Genomic DNA, 15640 nt, shown 5'->3' on the forward strand with positions numbered 1-15640 from the left:
TTATTCGAGCCTTTCGACGTTTCGCGGCGCCAGCCGGCCGGTCAGCAGGTCCAGGAATGCGCGGGCATTGCCGCGCAGGCGACCTTTTCGATCGACCCAGGGCTCCGGGTTCCAGACCTTGACCAAATTCGCCACCAGATTGCGCAGGATCTGCACGCCGGCATGCCGAATGCTCATCGTGTCCTTGCGAATCAGGTAGATCGGATTGGCGATCTGCGAATAGCCGAACTTGATGCCTGGCGTGCGCGCCTTTTTGGTTCCGAGGTGAACGCCGACGAGATTGCCGGATTGCACCACGCGGCCAAGGTCGGCGGCCATCCGGCTGAAGTCGACGTCCTCAAGCCAACCGTAAAGCGGCAGGTTCTCGTCGAAGGCGAGGTCAGCTTCGCGAACAGGGCCGGTTCGAACCGCCATGTTGCAGCCATAGGCGTTGTAGATCGGCCTGAAGGCTTGCGTCGACTTTGGCAGACGTTCGTCCGCCTCGATCAACTCCAAGCCACCGTCGACCGAAATGCCCGGCCCGATGATGCCATCGGCAACCAGCGTGCCGGTGGCGACGACAATGTCGTCGTTCTCGGAAAACAGGCGCTCGACTTCCTCGACGTAGGATGGCGCCATCAGGAAATCGTCGTCCAGAAAGAGGATAACATCCGACTTGGCGGCGGCGAGGATGCGATTTCGCTGTCGACAGCTGCCGCGCTCGGAGATGATGACGATGACGCGGACCGCAAGCCCTTCGGTGCAGCAAGGGTCCATATCCTCGGGCGAGGTGAGGCAAACGTAAATCTCGTCCGGTTGGCGGGTCTGCCGGGCGATCAGGGGCAGGACGGCGGAGAGAATGTCCCTGCGCCCGCAGCTCGGTATGCCGATGGCAACCGTGACCGGACGATCTTCGGCGTAATCCTTTGTCGCCTGCATCATTTTCTGAACTTGCGCCATTGTTTTCGGTCCCAGCGGATGTTGGTACGGCGAGGGCCGTCGCTTCTGTTTGAAATGACGCCGAGCAACGCGACGCGTGATTTGCCGAATGTTGCCAAGGCCTCGCCCAACCGTTCGACGGTCATCTTGTCGGATTGTCCGAGAACCACGACGATGCCGTCGAGATAGGTACAGATCACGCGCGTATCGGCCGAATCCTCGAAGCCGGACATGTCGACGATGATCACCTTGTAGCGCTGTCTCAAAAGCTCGAGCTCGGATTTCAGCGCCGGCAGGTGGCCGTAGCGCTGATGCGCGACGGCTGCCTTGCGTGTCTGGTCGACGGTCAGAACCGGCACGCAGCGAACGGCCTTGCCGTCGAATTCCTCGACGTGCTGCGGCGCCTCCGATCTGCGCCTGGAGTATTGGCCGGCGATGCCCAGGATCCGCAGGCTCTCCATGCCGAAGCCCGCACCGTCCTCGGTGGTGACGCGGCTGAGCCGCGAGCCGACGAAATCCGCATCGACGAGCAGGACCGAGGTCCCTTCGTTCATGTAGAGCTGGGCGAGGTTGGCGGCGATCGTGGTCTTGCCCTCGCCGGGTCCGACCGAGGTCACGCCGATCACCGCCGTCGCATTGGCAGGAAAGGCGGAATCGACCGAGTTCTTGACGCCGCGCAGTGCCTCGGAGAAGCGCGAATAGGGCATGTCCAGGACCGATCTAAGCGGCAGCATGGTGGAGGCAATCGGGGGCTGATGGGGACGTGGGCTGCTTCTGAACATCGGCACGTGGCCGAGCGACGTTATCCCGAGTTCGGCGCGAAGGCGCTCGCTGGAGCTGACGCGCCGGTCGAGGCCGTCACGCAGCACCGACAGCATCAACCCGGTTGCCAATCCGAACATCAGCGAAAACGGCATGATCGTCGAAGGTTTCGGCCAGGTCTTGCCCAGCGGCGCCGTTGCCGCCGTGACGATGCGTGCCTTGCCGAGGGGGAAGGATTGCTTTTGCAAAGCGCCGATGAGCTGCTGTAGAATGCCCTCGTACATGCTGCGGTAGGTGGTCGCGCGGCTTTCCATCTCGGAGAGTTCGACGCGGGCGACGTTTTTGCCGGCACCCGCCGCGGTAAGGCTGGCAAGCTCGCTTTCCAGCAGCTTTTCCCGGGTCTTGGCGATGTCCACATTCGACTTGTAGAACTGTTCGATGCGCAGGAATTCGTTGCGAAGAGAGGCATCCAGCCGCGCAATATCTGCCTCGGCGGCGACAATAGCGGGATTTCCGCTGTCGTATCGGGTCTTGAGATTGTCGAGCTTGGCGGATGCCAGGCGCATTTCTTCGTTGAGCTTCTGGATCTGCGGGTTGTCGAGACTGTCGTTGACGGTCGCGACCAGCGTATCTTTCGACATGAGCTGTTGCAGCGTCATCAGCTTGGCCGATTCCGCTGCGGTCGCGGCGCGCGCTGCCAGCATCTGGCTGCTGAGTTCGGAAAGCTGTTGCTGATCGAGCGTCGATGCGGTGCCGACCGTTGTGATGTCGTTCTTGGCGCGAAACTCTTCCACCGTCATGGCGGCTGCGCGCGCCTGCGCACCGACTTCGATCAGGCGACTTTCCAGCCACTTGGCGCCGCTTCTCGCGGCGTCCGATCTCTCGTTCATGCCCGTGCGGATATAGGCTCCAGCAATGGCGTTGGCGGTCTTGGCCGCCTTTCGCGGGTCCGTGGAAGAGTAGCCGATCTCAAGCACGTAGGATTGGCCGACGCGCCGCACGGTTACGCGCGAGAGAAAGGCGGCCATCGTGCGCCGCATCAGATACTCGTCATCGACCTTATCATCGTCGGAATTCTTGGCCCCCGACGAGAACAGCGAGCCGATCATACCGCGGATCGAGACGCCGCCGCCGACAATTTCCGGATCAGTGGTCAAGTCGAGTTGTTCGATCACGGCGCGGGCAATCGCCTCGGATTTGACGATTTCGACTTCGCTGGCGATTTCGGCTGCTTCGATGATGATCGTTCCGGTCGAGGCATCCTGTGAGGCGATGCGACCCTGCTCGGGATCGATCACCAGGCGGACGGTCGCGGTAAAGGTCGGTGCCGTGTTGAGTATGTAGAAGGCGCCGAGCGCCAGCCCGATCACACCACAGATCCCGATGCGAATGAGGTGCCGCCGCAGGAAGTCGGAAACATCGCGGAAGGATATGCTCTCCTGCCCGGCCGAACGCTTGGCCTCGAAGTTCTCATCCAGCACGATTTTTGAGATGTCATGCACGACCATTGGTGTTCCCCATGAAAATACGCTGCGCCACAGTCGATCTGTCGTTGCTATTGGGACTGCTCGATGCCCACCGATGTCAGAAGCTTGTTATCCAGCGCTGCCGTCAGCGCCGAGCGCACGTCGAGCACGTCGCCCGGAACCAGCAATGTTGCTTCCGTAACCCTCACGGCCGGGTCGGTGCCGCCGCCGTGTGTTATCCAGTACTCCAGCGGCTCCAGGTCCATTGCCTTCCTGTCGGCGAAACGGGAAAGCGAAGCGCCGTTGATCTGCAGCAGTTGCAGCGTCGTGCTGCGCTTGAGCTTCAGATCTTCGATCGCGGCTTCCGTCGTCTGCAGGTCGCGGCCGGCTTCGGTTCGGCGTTGACCCTGCAAGGTCACGGCATCGCGTTCGGTTTCGCTGAGTTTCTGCTTGGCGCGCATGGCGGCCACCTGGAGGTCGAGCTTGTCGCTTTGCAGCTCTGCGACGATCCGCTCGAGCGACGTCTGCCGCGACTTCGTCACCGTCTGGTCGTTCACCAGCTTCGATATGCCTTTGAGCTCGTCCTGGGCGATCTCGATCTGACGCTGCTGGACGGCCGTCTTTTCATCGAGCACATCGATTTCGTTCTTGAGCAGCGTGCCGAGCTCGGCAAGGGAATCGAGCTGGCGGCGCATGGCTTCGATCCGGGCATCGAAGAGCGTGCTCTCGTCTCGTACGATCTGCTGGATGGCGGCGCCATCGGCGGCCTTGAGAGCCTGGGGAAACTCGATCTTGGCGCTGTCGGTGAACTCGGCCCTCAGCCGCGCCCGACGGGCGGCGAGTTGCATCATCTCGAGTTCCATCCGGTTCAACTCGCCGGTGTAGCGGATCTGCTCCATGTCGGAGTAGCCGCCGGCAGGGTTCGTACGGCGTTCGCGCCCGCCCGCCATGGCCACCGCCTGCATCACAGTCATGCCCGGGCGGAATTCCAGCTCGCTCGGCCGGTCGACCAGACCCGTGACATAGATCATCGGGTAGCGGACAACTTCGACGGATGTCTCCGGCGCCTTGCTAAGGCCGGTGCGCTCCTTCAGGAGGTCGGCGATCGTGGCCGCCAGTTCTGCAGGTGTCCGATCCTTGGCCTTCACTTCGCCGACCAGCGGAACCGAGATCGTGCCGGCGGGGGAAACGACGTATTCTCCGTTGAGCGCGGTCCATTCCTTGTATTCCCCGGTCGCCGCGACCCATTCGACGATCGCGACCTTGACCCTTGTCTGGGGCTGCAAACGGAACACCGGCTCGGCATGGGCCTGATGGATGGGAGCAAGAGTGCTCAGGCCGATCGTCAGGTATAGGGTCGAGACACGGCCAAGCGACGACAGGCGATGTAGAATACGGTGATCGGCATGGGGCATGGGGCCTCGCTGATGTTCCAGCGCGCCACGGTACCGGACAGCTCGGCTTGGTGTGGCGCGTCGGATTGATTGTCGGCCCAAAACGTTCGAGGTAAATTCCCTGCGGTCTAATCGCGGGTAATCCCTTTAGGGGAATATCCCTAAACCGGCGGCACCATCGGATAGGATTGCCTCGGCCTATGGCTAAGCCCGGGTCGGCCGCCACCGGCAGCTAAACCTTTCGGGTAGGACGATCGTTCCTTCGGATGCACCCCCGGACCGATCTTGGCTCTGTGCACGCGCACCTTGTGTGTCCCATGCTGCGGCAGGATCGTTTCAGAGGGGAGCACTATGCGCGTCGCAATCGTTCATTATTGGCTGGTATCGATGCGCGGCGGGGAGAAGGTGATTGAATCGCTTTGCGACCTCTATCCCGAGGCCGACATCTTCACCCTGGTTTATGATCCGGGCCGCGTGTCCGACACGATCAAGAAGCACAAGGTCACCTCGTCATTCCTACAGCGCATTCCGGGAGCGATCGGGCACTATCAGTCGCTGCTGCCACTGATGCCTTTTGCGCTCGAGAGCCTCGATCTCAGCGGCTACGACCTGATCATTTCGAGTGAGTCAGGGCCAGCGAAGGGGATCATCCCGCCGCCACATGCAGCACACATCTGCTACTGCCATTCTCCCATGCGCTATCTCTGGGATCACTACCATGCCTATCGGTCGAGCGCGGGCCTGTTGTCACGGATGATGATGCCGGTGTTGGCGCCGATGTTGCGCAGCTGGGACGTCAATACCAGCATGCGGGTGGATCGGTTTGTTGCCAATTCCCATCATGTCGCGGCACGCATCGCCAAATACTACCGACGTCCGGCCACGGTCGTCTATCCGCCTGTGAGCACAGAGGACTTCGCACCCTCGACGCAGATCGAGGATTTCTATCTTTGTGCAGGGCAGATCGTTCCCTACAAGCGAATTGACCTCGCGGTCGAGGCGTTCACGAAGATGGGCAAGAACTTGGTCGTGATCGGCGACGGCAAGGAGCAGGATATCGCCAGGCTGAAGCGCATGGCCGGTCCTACCGTCACCTTCCTCGGGCGCGCGCCCTTTGCAGTGCTGAAGGAAAAGCTCTCGCGCTGCCGCGCTCTTGTCTTTCCCGGAGAGGAAGACTTCGGCATCGTGCCTGTCGAGGCCATGGCGAGCGGCCGTCCGGTCATCGCCTTTGGCGCCGGGGGGGCGCTTGAAACCGTCGTGCCCAATCTGACGGGCATGCTTTTCGAGCAGCAGAGTGTCGACGCGCTGATCAAGGCGATCTACGCTTTCGAGGCGCGCGAAGATACCTTCCGGCCCGACGTCATCAGGACACACACTGCCCAGTTCAGCGTCAGGAAATTCAAGTCCGGCATGCAGGCGGTGATCGATGACGAGCTTCGTCAGCGCCGCGCGCTGCCGTTCGGCGACGGAAAACTGGCGATCGGCGGTTTTCAATTGCGCGATGCGGAAAGCGCGACGCCGCTGCATTGAGGGCGGGCGAGGCTGCGTATCGACCGCCAGTCGCAGCAACGACTGGCCAGCGATGTTCAAACGGGAATTGCCGGCGCGCCACCTTGGCTTGCCGTCGGCCGGAAGAGGTGGACATGCGTTTTCTTGTTCGTCGGCTGGAGGCTTTCAATCGGGATGAGCTGCCCGCTTGGCGTGGTGCTCAATCGCTGCCGAGACAGGCGCTGCTATTCGTGCCGCGCCTCCTCGAATTCCTCGTAATGTATGCCGTCGGTCTGCTTGCCCTTGCGGCAATCCTCGTTCTGATGACGGTTGGGTGGCTGGCGGGGCTCGACCGCAAGGCAAGTTGACCGATGGGCGGTTGAAGCGACGCTCCCGGTGGCGGCACCTTCTGCGGTCTGTCTCACGATGCGGCTTTTGAGCCACACTGGTCCGACGCTCTCGCCATCCTATGTCCATATTGGCGCAACTGCCCTTCGGCAGGTGTCCGCAGGCGATTGGTGTTCTCCATCAGCAACAGTCCGCCGCAAACTTGCATCCGGGTGCTCGCGCCCGGAGCGGTGCCTTCGAAATGTCCGATCGGCGTTCAACGGTGACGTCTCTGTTGCTCGATTCGTTTTCCAAAAGACCGAGTGCTGTTGATCAATAACGACCCGAAAAGGAGCGAACATATGAAAAAGAGTCTTGCGATGGCGATTGCTGCTGCAACCCTGGCGTCTGCCGGTGCGTGGGCTGTCAATGCCGCCGACCTGCCGACCTACAAGGAGACCTACCGGGAGCCGGACGCGCGCGGTGGCGTCAAGATCGGTTACCTCGACTGCAACATTGCCGGCGGTGCCGGCTATGTCCTGGGTTCGGCCAAGGAAGTCCAATGCGTCTTCCGTTCGACCGTCGGCGCGGAGGCTTCCGACCACTATGCCGGTGCGATCCGCAAGCTCGGCGTCGATGTCGGCTTCACCACCCGCAGCCGGCTGATCTGGGCGGTGTTCGCGCCGACCGCCGGCTATCACAAGGGCGCGTTGAGCGGCATCTACCAGGGTGCGACCGCCGAAGCGACGCTCGGTGCAGGCGTCGGCGCCAACATCCTCATCGGCGGTACGGCCGGTGCCATCCACCTGCAGACGGTCAGTGTGACGGGTCAACTCGGCCTCAACGTTGCCGCGACCGGCACGTCGATGACGCTCACTTCGGTGAACTGATCTGCGAGCGGCGCGCGGCTCTGCTGCGCGCCGGTGCTTCCCCATCCTTTTTCGCCGCCTCCACATCTCAGGATCGCCGCGCTGCCTCAGCCGAAGCTGGCGTCGAGCAATCGTGTCGCCGGACCACGCATCGGCGTTGTTTCCGCAAGGCTGACTGCAGCCCATCTCCTGCACTTCCGGTCGAACGGCTGGCTTCCAGCGCCGACCACATGTGGCGCACCCTGTCTTCAGCGAGATTCCAGGCTGCAAACTTTGGGCGGGTTTTTCTCTCATCCCGCCCCGAAATAGAAATGCATTTCTTATAATGCATATTGTCTATGTGTTTTATGGAGTAATGGCGACCAGTACGGACGCTATGACAATCTGGAACACTCGGCATGTCCTATCTTCTCAGTCTTCTCGACAAGAGCCCGATCGATCCGGGAACCACCGCAACTGACGCGTTGCAGGCAACCGCCAGGCTGGCGGCGAAAGCGGAAGAGTGGGGCTATCACCGCTTCTGGCTGGCCGAGCATCACAACATGACAGGGCTGGCAAGCTCGGCGCCCGAAACGCTGATTGCCTATCTCCTGGCGCGCACATCCAAGATCCGCATCGGCTCCGGCGGCGTCATGCTGCAGCATTACAGCGCCTACAAGGTCGCCGAAACGTTCAACCTCCTGGCATCACTTGCGCCCGGACGGGTTGATCTCGGTGTCGGCAAGGCGCCGGGTGGCTTTCCTCTCTCGACAAGGGCACTACAGATCGGCATCGATCCCGAGCGCAAGCCGGGTTTTGCCGAACAGCTGAGCGATCTCAACCACTATCTTGCGCCCGGAAAATCCGACGACGGAGCGTTGCTGGCAACGCCCTTGCCCGTCCATGCGCCTGAAAGGTTCCTGCTTGGGGCCAGTGTCGAGAGTGCGGAACTTGCCGCTGCAAAAGGCTGGCAACTGGTGTTTGCCGCGCATCTCAATGGTGATCCGGACAACATCGAGCGAACTGTTGCGGCTTACGAGCGCGCAACGGGCGGTGGTCGGCCGATTTTGGCCGTCGCGGCGCTGGCAGCGGAAAGCGAGGAGCGCGCCCGCGAGCGCGTCGCCGGCCTTCGTATCTTCAAGGTTTTCCTCGGCAACGGCCAAAGCGTCAATGTCGGCAGTGAGGAACAGGCGGCCGAATTCGCGCGCCAGGCGGGCGTCAGCGACTACCGGGTCGAGGAAAAGAGCCCGAGCGTGCTGCACGGAACGCCGCGGCAGGTCCGCCAGGAGCTTGATGCGCTTCACCGCCGCTACGGCGTCAAGGAATTCGTGATCGACACGCCAGCCCTTCCTGCGGCCGAACGCTTCGCATCGATCGAACTCATCGCCAGAGAGCGGCTTTCGCTCGTCGCCTGAACATCCGCACAAGGATCTCGTCCATGCCCCAGAAAAATGTCACCTTCGGTATCATGCTGCAGGGCCCCGGCGGCCACATGAATGCCTGGAAGCATCCGAGCGGTCCCGCCGACGCTAGCGTCAACTTCGGATTCTTCGTCGACACGGCGCGCAAGGCGGAAGCCGCCGGTATCGCTTTCGCCTTCGTCGCCGACGGCCTCTATATCAACGAACAGTCGATCCCGCATTTTCTCAACCGCTTCGAGCCGCTGACCATTCTGTCTGCGCTTGCCGCATCGACCTCGAAGATCGGGCTCGTCGGTACCGTTTCGACCTCCTACAGCGACCCCTTCACCATCGCCCGCCAGTTCGCTTCGCTCGACCTGATCAGCGGCGGGCGGGCCGGATGGAACGCGGTGACCTCGCCGTTGGAGGGCTCCGGCCGCAACTATGGGCGCGAGCATCCGGAACATGAGCTGCGCTACGAGATCGCCGACGAGTATCTGGATGCGACCAAGGGCCTCTGGGACTCCTGGGACGACGATGCCTTTGTCCGTGACCGTCAGGCTGGCGTCTATGTCGACAAGGCCAAGATGCGCCGTCTGAACCACAAAGGCCGTTTCTTCCGCATCGAAGGGCCGCTCAACATCAGCCGGTCGCGCCAGGGACAGCCGGTGATCTTCCAGGCAGGGGCTTCCGATTCAGGTATCCGTCTTGCCGGCAAACATGCCGATGCCGTCTTCACCAATGGCGGCCCGATCGACGATGCTCAAGCCTTCTACAAGCAGATCAAGCAGAGTGCGATTGCTCAAGGCCGAAGGGCGGCCGATATCGGCCTCTTCCCCGGCATCGCGCCGATCGTCGGCTCGACGGCCGCGGAGGCGGAGACCAAGTATCAGGCAATCCGCGCGCTGGTCACGGTCGAGGAGGCGCTGCTCTATCTCGGCCGGTTCTTCGATCACCATGATTTCAGTGCCTATCCCCTGGACGAACCGTTCCCCGACATCGGCGATATCGGCAAGAACAGCTTTCGCGCGACGACCGACCGCATCAAGAAGACGGCGCGCGAGACCGGCCAGACTCTTCGCGAGATCGCGCTTGATGTTGCGACGCCGCGGACCGCCTTCATCGGCACCGCAGACCACATCGCCGACGAGATCATCCGTTGGGTCGATGGTGAGGCGGCAGATGGCTTCATCCTCGGCTTCCCGGTCATTGCCGAAGGCCTGCAGGATTTCGCCGCCCACGTGCTGCCGATTCTTGAAGAGCGCGGCTATTTCGACCCGCATCTGAAGGGCGAGACGCTGCGTGATCATCTGGGGCTGCCCTACAGGGAGAGCCGCTATGCGGCGGCGGCGGAAGAGATCGAGCAGGGAAGGGCCGTCGGCGCTTGAGGCGTCGACGGAGCCGCCGATGAACATGATCGTCAAGGACACACAGGCGGGGGACGCGGTCGAGCGAGGCATCGGCGCCTATCTCGATGAGATCGTCGCGCTACGCCACGATCTCCACCGCCATCCGGAACTTGCGTTTCACGAACACCGCACCAGCGAAATCGTCGTCAGTCGGCTCTCTTCCTGGGGCTACGAGGTGGCAACGGGAATTGGCGGAACCGGTGTCGTCGCCACCTTGAGCCGGGGTGAAGGCCAACGCAGCATCGGCATCCGTGCCGACATGGACGCCTTGCCGATCGAGGAGGCAACGGGTCTTGCCCATGCCAGCGTCCATCGCGGCGTCATGCATGCCTGCGGGCACGATGGCCACACGGCAATCCTGCTTGCCGCCGGACGCTATCTGGCGGAAGCAGGCCGCTTCGACGGCACCGTGCGGCTGATCTTCCAGCCGGCCGAAGAGATCGGCGCCGGCGCGCGCAAGATGCTGTCCGAAGGGCTGTTCGAACGGTTTCCCGTCGACGCCGTCTTCGGCCTGCACAACTGGCCGGGCGTTCCAACAGGGCAATTCGGCTTCGTTGCCGGTGCCGCCATGGCTTCGGTCGACCAGTGCAACATCACGATCGTCGGCAAGGGTGGCCATGGGGCGGAACCGCAGCTGACCGTCGATCCGGTGCTAGCGACCGCGTCGCTGATCACCGCCCTGCAGAGCGTGGTTTCGCGCAATGTCGACCCGCAGGAGATGGCGGTGGTTACCGTCGGCTCGATCCATGGCGGTTCGGCATCCAACGTCATTCCTGAAAGCGTGGCGCTGAAGCTGACCATGCGGGCCTTCAACGAGGCGACCCGCGCACTGCTCGGCGAGCGGGTACCTGCACTGGCGTGCGCTCAGGCCGAAAGCTTCGGCGCCACCGCGGAGGTGGATTATCGCCGCGGCTTCCCGGCTCTGATCAATCACCGCGCCGAGACGGAGCTTGCCCGCAGTGTCGCACTAGAAGCCTTCGGCCCCGGCCAGATCGTGAGCAACTTCAAGCCGCGCACGGCAAGCGAAGACTTCGCCTTCATGCTGGAGGAGAAGGCCGGCAGCTATCTCTTCGTCGGCAATGGCGACAGCGCGTCGCTCCATAGCGCCAACTACGACTTCAACGACGCAATCATCGCGCCTGCCGCCCGCTATTGGGTGCGGCTGGTCGAAACCTTCCTCGCATGATGACGACAACGGGATTGGCGAAACCATGAGCGATACGTTTCTCTACACCACCCCCCTCGACCCGCGTGCCAAGCCGCTGATCGACGAACTGATCATCGAATATGACAGCCGTTACGGCAACTACTTCAGCGACGAGGGTGCTGCGGCAGAACTCAACCGCTATCCACCTGATGCCTTCGCGCCGCCGCATGGCAATTTCGTGCTGCTGATCCGCAACGGCGAGACGATCGGCGGCGGTGCGTTCAAGCACTACGACGACCGCACCGCGGAGTTCAAACGCATCTGGACGCGCTCCGACCTGCGCCGCCAGGGATTGGCGCGCAGGGTTCTGCTCGAACTCGAAGCGCAAGCAGCAAGGCAAGGCTATTCCCGCATTTATCTGACCACCGGCTTCCGGCAGCCGGAGGCAGTGGGTCTCTATCTCGTCAATGGCTACACGGCGCTGTTCGACGTCGCTGCCGATCCGGAGGTCTACAAGACGCTGCCGTTCGAGAAGGACATCACCCATCTCGTCGCGTCGCTCGCGCTTCTCGGAGAGCCGCGCCCATCGCATCCGCAGGCAGTGAGCCACCCGTAACGCCGGCGTCCAACGGGCGCCAACCATCCAGAGAGGATGCATCATGGCCATTTTGACCGATTATGCCGGCGTTGCCGGAACCGGGCGAGCAAGCGAACCCAATCCGGGCTACGCGCATTATCGCATCGTGCCGGCCCGCCATCCTGGCAGGGCGCTCGGCACCCTGTTTGCTGCGCTCGTCATAACCGGCGTGCTTTATTCGGTGCTGACCAATCCTCGCTGGGGCTGGCCGGTCTTTGCCGAATGGTTCTTTGCAGAACCGGTGCTTGCGGGCCTTGGGCGGACGCTGCTCCTGACGGCACTTGCGACCGTTTCAGGCTCGCTACTTGGAACGGCTCTGGCGCTCGCCCGGGTGTCGAAGTCGCCGCTGCTCGGTGGCCTGTCCTTCGGTTACATCTGGCTGCTGCGCTCCATTCCGCTGATCGTGCTGCTGCTCGTGCTCAACAATCTCGGCTATCTCTACGAGACGATCTCGGTTGGGATTCCTTTCACCGACACGACGCTCTTCAACTACCCGACGACCCTGCTGCTGACGCCGTTTGCAGCAGCCTTTCTCGGTCTGACGCTCAATCAGTCGGCCTTCTTTGCCGAGATCGTGCGTGGCGGCATTCTCTCCGTCGATCACGGGCAACACGAGGCCGCGGCTGCACTCGGTCTTCCCCGTCATCGCCAGGCATTCCGTATCGTGCTGCCACAGGCGATGCGCTCGATCCTGCCGACCGGCTTCAACGAGATCATCGGGCTCGCAAAGAGCACATCAATGGTCTACGTGCTGGCGCTGCCGGAGCTCTTCTACACCGTTCAGGTCATCTATCGCCGCAATCTCGAAGTCATTCCGCTCCTGATGGTGGCCACCGTCTGGTACCTGGTGATCATGACCGGGCTGTCGATCGCCCAGCACTATATCGAACGCCATTTCTCCAAGGGGGCCGTTCGCAATCCGGTGCCGCTGCCGTTCCAGGCCTTCTTCTCGCGGTTTCGGCGTCCGCTGGCCGAGGTTGCGAGCAGTGGTGCCATCGCCCGCAAGACCGGTTTTCATGACGCGACTGCATTCCGCGCCGGCGGTGCCGTCCGCATCCATGGCATCTCGAAGAGTTTCGGTCCGCTGAAAGTGCTAGATGACGTCGAGCTGAGCTTGCCTGCCGGCAGCGTCACGGCGATCCTCGGGCCATCGGGTTCGGGTAAGTCGACTTTGCTGCGCGCCATCAATCATCTGGAGCGGGTCGATGACGGCTTCATCTCGATCGACGGCGATCTCGTCGGCTACAGCCAGAAGGGCAACACGCTCTATGAACTGAAGGAGAAGGATATTTTGAAGCGCCGCGCCGACATCGGCATGGTGTTCCAGAATTTCAATCTCTTCCCGCATCTGACGGTGCTGGAAAACCTCATCGAGGCACCGTTGCAGGTGCGCGGCCTCAAGCGCGACGACGCTGTTCGGTTGGCGCAGGAACTGCTGGCGCGGGTCGGCCTCAGCGACAAGATCAACGCCTATCCCCGGCAGCTCTCGGGCGGCCAGCAGCAGCGCGTGGCGATCGCACGGGCTCTGGCCCTTAAGCCGAAGGTCCTGCTCTTCGACGAACCGACCTCGGCACTCGATCCGGAACTGGTCGGCGAAGTGCTTGATGTCATCAAGGAACTGGCCCGCACCGGCACGACGCTTGTGATCGTCACGCACGAGATCGGGTTTGCCCGCGAGGTTGCCGACACCGTCGTCTTCATCGAGGCGGGCCGCATCCTGGAGGCCGGGCCGCCGTCCCGCATCTTCACCACCGCGGAACATCCGCGCACCCGCGAATTCCTCGCCAAGGTTCTCTGAAAATTCCAGGCGTGCATGGGCACGCTGGATCGTGCCGACACAATCTGCAACCCAAAGATGAAATGGAGTTTAAGTACATGGCATTTTTCGATAGAGCAAAACTGCTTTTGGCAGGAGCGGTCGCCGCAGCGACGCTCGGTACGGCCTCGGTTCAGGCGCAGGAGAAGTTCGATCTCAGCCCGGATACGTCCAACCGCGTGCGGGCCGAGCGGAACGAAGCGGCCATCAAGGCGATCGCGCCCGACTTCAAGTTCGTAAACCCAGGAAAATTCACCGTTGCCGTCAACCCCTGGGATCCGCCGATTGCCACCTACGCATCGGACTCCAAAACGGTCGTCGGCGCCGATCCCGATCTCGCCTCGCTGGTGGCCGATTCCCTCGGCCTCGAACTGGATCTCGTCGCGGTCGCCTGGGCCGATTGGCCGCTCGGCGTCGCCTCCGGCAAATATGATGCGGTGATCAGCAACGTGACCGTGACCGAGGAGCGCAAGGAGAAATTCGACTTCTCCACCTATAGGCGCGACGTGCTCGGCTTCTTCGTCAAGTCCAACAGCCCGATCACATCGATCAAGGAACCGAAGGACGTGGCGGGCCTGAAGGTGATCACCGGGGCCGGCACCAATCAGGAAAAGATCATTCTGGAATGGGACAGGCAGAACGTCGCCGCCGGGCTGAAGCCGATCGAGGTGCAATATTATGACGACCGCGCGGCTGGTGACCTGGCGCTGCAGTCCGGCCGGGCCGACGTCGAATTCAACCCCAATGCGACGCGCGCCTATGCCGCCTCGATCCGCAACGACACCAAGGTCGTCGGCATCGCCAGCGGCGGCTGGCCGCTGACCGCCGAGATCGCGGTGACGACCCGCAAGGGTGGTGGCCTTGCCGACGCGATCACCCTTGCCATCAACGACCTGATCAAGAACGGCAAATACGGCGAGGTGCTGAAGCGCTGGAGCCTGACCGACGAGGCGGTCGACGCGTCGCAGACCAACCCACCGGGCCTGCCGAAGAGCGGCTCCTGATCATTGCCTGTTGCGGGTCGGCGCCTGCTTTTGCCGCCGGCCCGTTCGTTCAACATCCCTTCCGGAGACGACAGAAATGCTTGGTCTAGCTGCATTACGCCCCTCGTTCATCGCCGCATTTGCGACGGCACTTTTCCACCTTGCCCCGGCGCTGGCCGCCGACGGCTTCGATTTCAGCCCTGAACAACCGGGGCGCATCCGTGCCGAACGAAACGAGGCGGCGATTGCGGCGATACCGCCAAGCTTCAAATTCGTCACCCCCGGCAAATTCACCGTTGCCGTCAGCCCCGGCGGCCCGCCGCTTGCGACCTATGCGAACGATGCAAAGACCGTCATCGGCGCGGATCCGGAATATGCTTTGGCCGTCGCCGATAGTCTGGGGTTGACGCTGGAGCTCGTGCCAATCGCCTGGATCGATTGGCCGCTCGGCCTGACCTCGGCCAAATACGATGCGGTGATCTCCAATGTCGGCGTGACGGAACAGCGCAAGGAGAAGTTCGACTTTTCGAGCTACCGTCAGGGATTGCATGGCTTCTTCGTCAAGGCCGACAGCGCAGTTACATCGATCAAGGAGCCGAAGGATGCCGCCGGCCTGAGGATCATCGTTGGCGCTGGGACAAACCAGGAGCGCATTCTTCTCAAATGGAACGACGAGAATGTCGCTGCCGGGCTAAAGGCGCTCGAGCTGCAATACTATGACGACGAGGCCACGAGCCTTGTCGCATTGGCTGCAGGCCGCGCCGACGTGATCGTCCAGCCGCATGCGCAACTCGTCTTCATTGCCGCCCGCGACCGGAACATCAAACGCGTCGGCACCTTGAGCGCCGGTTGGCCGGAGCGATCCGACGTGGCGATCACCACGCGCAAGAACAGTGGCCTAGCCGACGCCCTGACCGCCGCCACCAACGGCCTCATTGACAATGGCACTTACGCCAAAATTCTCGAGCGCTGGCACCTGGCGGAAGAGGCGCTGCCGAAGTCGGAAACCAATCCACCCGGCCTGCCGAAATCCTGAGGTGAGCAA

The 15640-nt window shown here is 62.3% G+C and carries 13 protein-coding genes; 10 read left to right on the plus strand and 3 right to left on the minus strand.

The genetic code is table 11. From position 1 onward, the window contains the following. Genes ASD00_RS16065 through ASD00_RS16075 form a run of 3 tightly spaced genes read right to left on the minus strand, consistent with a single transcriptional unit; the run spans position 1 to position 4561 of the window. Entirely contained in the window at positions 1-939 is a 939-nt protein-coding gene (locus ASD00_RS16065) for a glycosyltransferase family 2 protein (RefSeq protein WP_225906406.1), read from the minus strand. Further along, positions 918-3188 (minus strand): exopolysaccharide transport family protein, encoded by a 2271-nt coding sequence (locus tag ASD00_RS16070; protein WP_025428357.1) that lies wholly within the window; start codon positions 3186-3188, stop codon positions 918-920. Before ASD00_RS16070 ends, ASD00_RS16065 begins: the two co-directional genes overlap by 22 nt. 47 nt (positions 3189-3235) lie before the next feature. Beyond that, positions 3236-4561 (minus strand): polysaccharide biosynthesis/export family protein, encoded by a 1326-nt coding sequence (locus tag ASD00_RS16075; RefSeq protein ID WP_082523595.1) that lies wholly within the window; start codon positions 4559-4561, stop codon positions 3236-3238. Positions 4562-4891: 330 nt separating this feature from the next. Between ASD00_RS16075 and ASD00_RS16080 the strand changes: the two genes are divergently transcribed. The 10 genes from ASD00_RS16080 (at position 4892) to ASD00_RS16130 (ending at position 15631) form a co-directional block, all read left to right on the plus strand. Beyond that, entirely contained in the window at positions 4892-6070 is a 1179-nt protein-coding gene (locus tag ASD00_RS16080; protein ID WP_025428359.1) for a glycosyltransferase, read from the plus strand. Between the two features lie 113 nt (positions 6071-6183). Next, positions 6184-6396, plus strand: coding sequence for a hypothetical protein (locus ASD00_RS16085; protein WP_025428360.1), 213 nt, complete (start codon positions 6184-6186; stop codon positions 6394-6396). Between the two features lie 321 nt (positions 6397-6717). Continuing rightward, complete coding sequence (locus tag ASD00_RS16090; protein ID WP_025428361.1) at positions 6718-7245, plus strand: DUF992 domain-containing protein; 528 nt, start codon at positions 6718-6720, stop codon at positions 7243-7245. Between the two features lie 377 nt (positions 7246-7622). Beyond that, positions 7623-8618: an LLM class flavin-dependent oxidoreductase gene (locus ASD00_RS16095; RefSeq protein ID WP_025428362.1), complete on the plus strand. Its 996-nt coding sequence runs from the start codon at positions 7623-7625 to the stop codon at positions 8616-8618. 23 nt (positions 8619-8641) lie between these two features. Further along, positions 8642-9991 (plus strand): LLM class flavin-dependent oxidoreductase, encoded by a 1350-nt coding sequence (locus ASD00_RS16100; protein WP_025428363.1) that lies wholly within the window; start codon positions 8642-8644, stop codon positions 9989-9991. Positions 9992-10010: 19 nt separating this feature from the next. Next, complete coding sequence (locus ASD00_RS16105) at positions 10011-11198, plus strand: M20 aminoacylase family protein (protein ID WP_038578097.1); 1188 nt, start codon at positions 10011-10013, stop codon at positions 11196-11198. Positions 11199-11223: 25 nt separating this feature from the next. Next, positions 11224-11775 (plus strand): GNAT family N-acetyltransferase, encoded by a 552-nt coding sequence (locus ASD00_RS16110; RefSeq protein WP_057207543.1) that lies wholly within the window; start codon positions 11224-11226, stop codon positions 11773-11775. 43 nt (positions 11776-11818) lie between these two features. Further along, positions 11819-13594: an amino acid ABC transporter permease/ATP-binding protein gene (locus ASD00_RS42310; protein ID WP_082523596.1), complete on the plus strand. Its 1776-nt coding sequence runs from the start codon at positions 11819-11821 to the stop codon at positions 13592-13594. Positions 13595-13671: 77 nt separating this feature from the next. Beyond that, positions 13672-14616: an ABC transporter substrate-binding protein gene (locus ASD00_RS16125; RefSeq protein ID WP_057207544.1), complete on the plus strand. Its 945-nt coding sequence runs from the start codon at positions 13672-13674 to the stop codon at positions 14614-14616. A gap of 76 nt (positions 14617-14692) precedes the next feature. Further along, the gene (locus tag ASD00_RS16130; RefSeq protein ID WP_057207545.1) at positions 14693-15631 is read left to right on the plus strand and encodes an ABC transporter substrate-binding protein; all 939 of its coding nucleotides are present in this window, start codon (positions 14693-14695) and stop codon (positions 15629-15631) included. The last annotated feature ends 9 nt before the right edge of the window (positions 15632-15640 follow it).

The sequence above is a fragment of the Ensifer sp. Root31 genome (assembly GCF_001424825.1).
Classification (GTDB): domain Bacteria; phylum Pseudomonadota; class Alphaproteobacteria; order Rhizobiales; family Rhizobiaceae; genus Ensifer; species Ensifer canadensis.